Origin of the sequence: Streptomyces sp., assembly GCF_031181555.1 — a bacterium.
Taxonomy (GTDB): domain Bacteria; phylum Actinomycetota; class Actinomycetes; order Streptomycetales; family Streptomycetaceae; genus Streptomyces; species Streptomyces fimbriatus.
Window position 1 is genome coordinate 15,391 of record NZ_JAPSKQ010000051.1, and the last position, 6,287, is coordinate 21,677.

The 6,287-nt window shown below is 74.3% G+C and carries 4 protein-coding genes; 1 reads left to right on the forward strand and 3 read right to left on the reverse strand.

The genetic code is table 11. The features are described from left to right. The first annotated feature begins 49 nt into the window (after positions 1-49). Positions 50-3,325, forward strand: a complete 3,276-nt coding sequence (locus RIM90_RS13455) for a BTAD domain-containing putative transcriptional regulator (protein WP_309060922.1) — start codon at positions 50-52, stop codon at positions 3,323-3,325. 146 nt (positions 3,326-3,471) lie between these two features. Here the strand turns inward: RIM90_RS13455 and RIM90_RS13460 are convergent, their stop codons facing one another. The 3 genes from RIM90_RS13460 to RIM90_RS13470 all read right to left on the reverse strand — a co-directional run bounded on the left by RIM90_RS13460 (position 3,472) and on the right by RIM90_RS13470 (position 6,138). Then, positions 3,472-4,290, reverse strand: coding sequence for an ABC transporter permease (locus RIM90_RS13460; protein WP_309060906.1), 819 nt, complete (start codon positions 4,288-4,290; stop codon positions 3,472-3,474). Next, positions 4,287-5,312, reverse strand: a complete 1,026-nt coding sequence (locus tag RIM90_RS13465) for an ATP-binding cassette domain-containing protein (RefSeq protein ID WP_309060907.1) — start codon at positions 5,310-5,312, stop codon at positions 4,287-4,289. Before RIM90_RS13465 ends, RIM90_RS13460 begins: the two co-directional genes overlap by 4 nt. Positions 5,313-5,718: 406 nt before the next feature. Next, positions 5,719-6,138, reverse strand: a complete 420-nt coding sequence (locus tag RIM90_RS13470) for a CBS domain-containing protein (protein WP_309060908.1) — start codon at positions 6,136-6,138, stop codon at positions 5,719-5,721. Positions 6,139-6,287: the final 149 nt, after the last annotated feature.

The window sequence follows — 6,287 nt, forward strand, 5'->3', positions numbered from 1 at the left end:
GGTCGGCACCCCGCCCCGGCCTGTGACCGGCATCGGACCACCGGAGACAATGGACCCCGTGCGCTACCGCATCCTCGGCACCACGCAGGCACTCCGCCCCGACGGCAGCGCCGTCCCCGTCGGCGGGGCGCGGCTGCGCGCGCTGCTGACCGTGCTCGCCCTGCGGGCCGGCCGCGCCGTGCCCGCGCGCCTGCTGGTCGACGAGGTCTGGAACGGTGATCCGCCGGCCGACGCCACGGGGGCGCTGCAAGCCCTGGTCGGGCGGCTGCGCCGGGTGCTCGGCACGGACGCCGTGGCCTCCGCCGACGGCGGCTACCGGCTCACCGCCTCGCCCGACGACATCGACCTGCACCGCTTCGAGCGGCTGTCCGGCGAGGGTCTGCGCGCCCTGGCCGACGGGGACCCCGCCAAGGCGGGCGCCCTGCTGGACGACGCCCTCGCCCTGTGGCGCGAGCCCGTCCTCGCCGACCTCCCCGACCGGACCGCCGAGGCGGCCCGCGCCGGGGCCCGGCGCCTGGACGCGCTGCGCGCCCGCCACACCGCCGCACTCGCCCTCGGACAGGCCGAGCAGTCCCTGCCCGAGCTGACCGCCCTGTGCGACGGCCACCCCCTCGACGAGCCGCTCCAGGCCCTGCGGCTGCGCGCCCTGCGCGACACCGGCCGCACCGCCGAGGCGCTGGCCGCCTACGAGGACGTACGACGTCTGCTCGCGGACCGCCTCGGTGCCGACCCCGGCGGTGAACTCCGCGCGCTGCACGCCGAGTTGCTGAGCGACACGGCCGCCCCCGCCGCGGAGCCGCCACGGACCCCGCGGCCCGGCAACCTGCGGGCCCGGCTGACGTCCTTCGTCGGCCGGGAGGCCGACATCGAGACCATCCGCCGGGACCTGGCCGCCGCCCGGCTGGTCACCCTGCTCGGACCGGGCGGGGCCGGGAAGACCCGGCTGTCGCAGGAGGCCGCCGAGACCGTCCGGCAGGCCACCCCGGACGGCGTCTGGCTGGCGGAACTCGCCCCGGTCGACGACCCCGACGCCGTCCCCGAGGCCGTCCTCACCGCCGTCGGCGCCCGTGAGACCGTCCTGTACGGGGCCGGCGCCGAGGGCATACGGGCCGTCGCCGACCGGCACGACGACCCCGTGGACCGGCTCGCCGAGCACTGCGGCCGCCGCCGCATGCTGCTGATCCTGGACAACTGCGAGCACGTCGTCGACGCCGCCGCCCGGCTCGCCGAGGCGCTGCTCCAGCGCTGCCCCCACCTGACCGTGCTCGCCACCAGCCGCGAACCCCTCGGCGTACCGGGGGAGTTGCTGCGCCCGGTGGAGCCGCTGCCCGAGCCGGTCGCGCTGCGGCTGCTCGCCGACCGCGGCGCCGCCGCCCGCCCCGGCTTCCGTGTCGACGCCGACGAGGAAACCGCGGCGGCCTGCGCCGAGATCTGCCGCCGCCTCGACGGACTGCCGCTCGCCATCGAACTCGCCGCCGCCCGGCTGCGGATGCTCACCCCGCGCCAGATCGCCGACCGGCTCGACGACCGCTTCCGGCTGCTCACCTCCGGCAGCCGCACCGTCCGGCCCCGCCAGCAGACCCTGCGGGCCGTCGTCGACTGGTCCTGGGACCTGCTCGACGCGGACGAACGCGACGTACTGGGCCGGCTGTCGGTCTTCTCGGGCGGCTGCGACCTCGCCGCCGCCGAGGCCGTGTGCGGACCGGTCGCACTCGAGGCGCTCGGCTCCCTCGTCGACAAGTCCCTCGTGGTGGCCGCCCCTTCGGGTGACGGCGGGATGCGCTACCGGCTCCTGGAGACCGTCGCCGAGTACGCGGGCGAGCGGCTCGACGAGGCGGGGCGGCGCGCCGAGGCGGAGCGGGCGCACCTGACGTACTACCGCGAACTCGCCCGCACCACCGACCCGTTGCTGCGCGGCCCGGACCAACTCGCCGCCATCGAACGTCTGGAGCGGGAGTACGAGAACCTGCGCACGGCCCTGCGCCACGCCCTGGCCCTGCGCGACGAGCAGGAGGCGCTGTGCCTCACGCTGTCACTGGCCTGCTACTGGCAGATGCGCGATCTGCGGATCGAGGCCCGCAACTGGTGCCGCGAGGTCATGGCCCTCGGCCCCGACCCGTTCGCCGAACCGGTCCGGCGTGCCGCCCCGCTCTGGCAGCGCTGCACCGACACCCCGCCCCCGATGACCGGGGAACTCCTCGCCGAGGCCCGGCGCGGTGTGCATCTGGCCCATCTGGCCTGCATGGACACCGAGCTGGACGACTGGCATACCCCGCAGGCGCAGCACAAGCTGCGCATCATCGCCGCGACCTACGAGCCCGGCCTGCCGCAGACCTGCCGCTCGCCCGGCATGCTCTGGTCGTTCGCCGTGATGCTGACCGGCGACATGGACAAGCTGCGCACCGTCGTCGACGGAGCCGTCCGCACCTGCCGGGACACCCCCGGATTCGAGTGGGAGCTGGCCTCCAACCTCCAGATGCGCGCCAACCTGTTCGCGAACCGCGGTGACTGGGCCGGTGACGCGCGGCGGGACGCCGACGAGTCCCTGGAGATCTACCGGCGCCTCGGCGACGCCTGGGGCACCGCCGAGGCCCTCTCCGCGCGCGGCGAGGCCCGCGAACGCGGCGGTGAGTACGCGGCGGCCGCCGCCGACTACGAGGCCGCGATCGAACACGCCGAACGCCTCGGCGCCCGCGCCCAGATCGCCGTGCTCTCCGCCCGCCTGGGCAGCGTGCTGCTGGAGGCGGGGGACGCCGAGCGCGGCGAGCGGCTGCTGCGCGACGTCATCGACCACACGCGCCGCGGTCACAGCGAGGCCGTGCCCGCCGCCCGGCTCTTCCTGGCCGGCTGGCTCGGCACGACCGGGCGGACCACCGAGGCCCGGGAGCAACTGCGGGCACTGCGCGAGGAGTTCCGCATCGCGCACTACGTCGTCTTCGACGCGTTCATCCTCGGAGCCGAGGGCTGGCTGGAGGTGGCCGACGGCCACGACGAGCAGGCGCTGGTCATCATCCGTGAGGCGATCGAGCGGGCCGGTGACCCGCTGTCCGTGGCCTTCGCGCCCCACATGCGCTCGGCGTACCTCACCATGGGCGCGGCCGCCCTCGCCGGACTCGACGGCGGACACCGCGCCCGTGACGCGGCCCGCTGCCTCGGCGCCGCCGACACCGGGCTGCCGCCCGGGCACGTCCTCGCGCACACGGAGCGCGAGGTGCGCGAACGCGCCGAGCAGCGGACCCGGGCGGCGCTCGGCGACGCGGCATACGAGTCCGCGTACACGGAGGGCACGGCCCTCTCCCTGGAGAAGGCCACCACCCTGCTCTGACACACCCGGACGGGCCACGTGCCGCCCGGGCGGGGCATGCGCACCCCTGCCGGTCGTGCGGACCAGGGCGGGGCATGCGGCCCGCGTCGGTCGTGCGGACCCGGTGAGCCGCCCCCGCCGGCGGGCTTCCGCGTTCGCCGGGGAGGTCAGGTCTTCGTGCGGAACTTGTGGATCGCGATCGGTGCCATCACCGCCGTGATCCCCACCGACCAGGCCAGCGTCATCCACAGGTCCTGCGCGACCGGGCCGCCCACCATCAGCCCGCGGGCCGCGTCCGCCAGCGAGGACAGCGGGTTGTACTCGGTGAAGCCCTCCAGCCAGCCGGGCATCGACTGGGGCGGCGCGAAGATCGACGAGCCGAACTGCAGCGGCATCAGCACCAGGAAGCCCATGGCCTGCACCGACTGCGCGTTCTTCATCACCACGCCCAGCGTGAGGAAGACCCACATCAGGGCCGAACCGAACACCGCGGACAGCCCCACGGCGGCGAACAGCCCCGGCCAGTCGGTGATGTCGAAGCCGACGAGGACGCCGACGACCATGAGGATCGCCGTGGCGATCAGCATGCGCACCATCTCGACCGAGATCTTGGCGAACAGCACCGAGCCGCGGCCGATCGGCAGCGACCGGAAGCGGTCCATGACCCCGGTGTTGAAGTCCTGGTTGAAGCCGGTGCCCACCCCCTGAGCCATGTTCATGCCCATCATGGCCATCAGGCCGGGCACGATGTACTGCACGTACGCCTCCTGCCCGCCGCCCAGCGACTGCCCGATCGAGCCGCCGAAGACGTACACGAACAGCAGGGTGAAGACGATCGGGAACAGCACGGCGTCGAACATCGACTCCGGGTCCTGCCGGATCCACAGCAGGTTGCGGCGCACCAGCGCGCCCGTGTGGCGCAGATGACCGCGCAGCGGGATGCGCGCGTCCGTGCGGAGGTCACTGGTCAGGGTGGTGGCGCTCATACGGCGACCTCCTCGCGTGCGTCGACGGGCACGGTGTCCTGCGGGGCACTGGCGCGGTGGCCGGTGAGGGACAGGAACACCTCGTCCAGGCTGGGCAGTTCGGTGGTGAGGGAGCTGAGGGTGATTCCGCGCGCGGTGACCGCGCCGACCACGGCGGTCAGCTGCTCGTCGCTGAGGATCGGCACGAGGACGGCCTCCCGCCCGGCGTCCACGGTGGCGCCGGCCGGTCCGGTGATGCCCAGCTCGTCGAGGGCGCCGGCCAGCGGGCGCAGCCGGCTCGGGTCGGCCGGGCGGATCCGCAGCGTACGGCCGCCCACCTTGGCCTTCAGTTCCTCGATGCCGCCGCTCGCGATGACCTTGCCGCGGTCCACGACGGTCAGCTCGGAGGCGAGCTGCTCGGCCTCCTCCATGTACTGGGTGGTCAGCAGGACGGTGACACCGTCCCCGACCAGCCGTTCGACCTCGTCCCACACCTCGTTGCGGGTCCGGGGGTCCAGTCCGGTGGTCGGCTCGTCCAGGTACAGCACGGCCGGCCGGCCGATCATCGAGGCGGCCAGGTCGAGCCGGCGCCGCATACCGCCGGAGTACGTGGCCGCGGGGCGCCGGGCCGCCTCGGTGAGCGAGAAGCGCTCGAGGAGCTCGTCGGCGCGGGCCCGGGCCTGCTTGCGGGGCAGGTCGAGCAGCCGGCCGATGAGGTACAGGTTCTCCCAGCCGGAGAGCTTCTCGTCCACGGAGGCGTACTGCCCGGTCAGCCCGATCACCCGGCGCAGCTGACGCGGCTGGCGGACCACGTCGTACCCGGCGACGGTGGCCTGTCCCGCGGTCGGGGCGAGGAGGGTGGACAGGATCCGCACGAGGGTGGTCTTGCCGGCCCCGTTCGGCCCGAGCACCCCCATCACGGTGCCCTCGCGCACGTCCAGGTCGACGCCGTCCAGCGCCCTGGTCTCGCCGTAGTGCTTGACCAGCCCCCGCACGGTGACGGCGCTGCCCGTGCCGCCGGTTTGCTTGTCTGTTCGCGTCATGGCACCGACGTTGTCAGCCGCCACCGACAAACCACCGACAGCCCGCCGACAACCGGGGCGGCCCGGCGGCCGGGCCGCACGGGCACGGGCCCCTGCTCAGCGTTGACCGACAGCGCCCGTGCCCGGCCGCGCGGCACCGCGCGAGCGGGTCCTCAGGACTTGTCCTGCTTGGCCTTCTTCTTCTTCAGCCGCCGCCGCTGCCGCGGGGTGACCTCCTTGCGACCGGACTGCCGCAGATACGCGTCCTTGCGGTGATCGTTGTTCACGGTGTCCCCTCGGGCGCTGCCGGTTCGTGGGCGGGTGAAGGGCCGCGGCCGTCCGCCGGCCGGCACACCCCGGGCGACACGGTCGGGGAACCGGCCGTGATCCGTGGTGCAACCTCGGGCCCTTCGGCGTGGCGGAGGCGTCAGGCGTTGGGATCCGCCAGGCTGATGTCGCCCAGCGCGGAGTCGGGGTCGCGTTCGACGGCGAGGTCTCCGAGGGAGACGATCCCGACCACGCGGTCGCGGTCGACCACCGGCAGACGGCGGACCGCCTTGCTGCGCATCAGCTCGACGGCCCGGTCGACCGGGTCGTCGGGGGAGACCGTGACCACCTCCGCGCTGCAGGCTTCCTGCACGCGCCTGTCCGTGACGTCACCGCCCTCGGCCAGGACCCGCACGGTCAGGTCCCGGTCGGTCACCAGCCCGCGCAGACGGCCGTCCTCCGCCACCACGACCGCTCCGATGTCCTCGTCCCGCATACGGCGGGCGACCTCGACGACAGAGGCCTGGGGACTGACTTCGACCGGTGGAGCGGTCATCACTTGCCGCACCGTCTGTGCCATGTTCAACCTCCGGAAGACCTTGTGCCGGGTGCGCCGATCCGCCGCACCACCGTGGGTTAAGGGGCGATTACAGTCTGCTGCGTACGGGTGCGCGCCGCACCCGGAGATCGCCGGGCCGGACACCCCGGACGTCCGCGGCGACCGCGTCC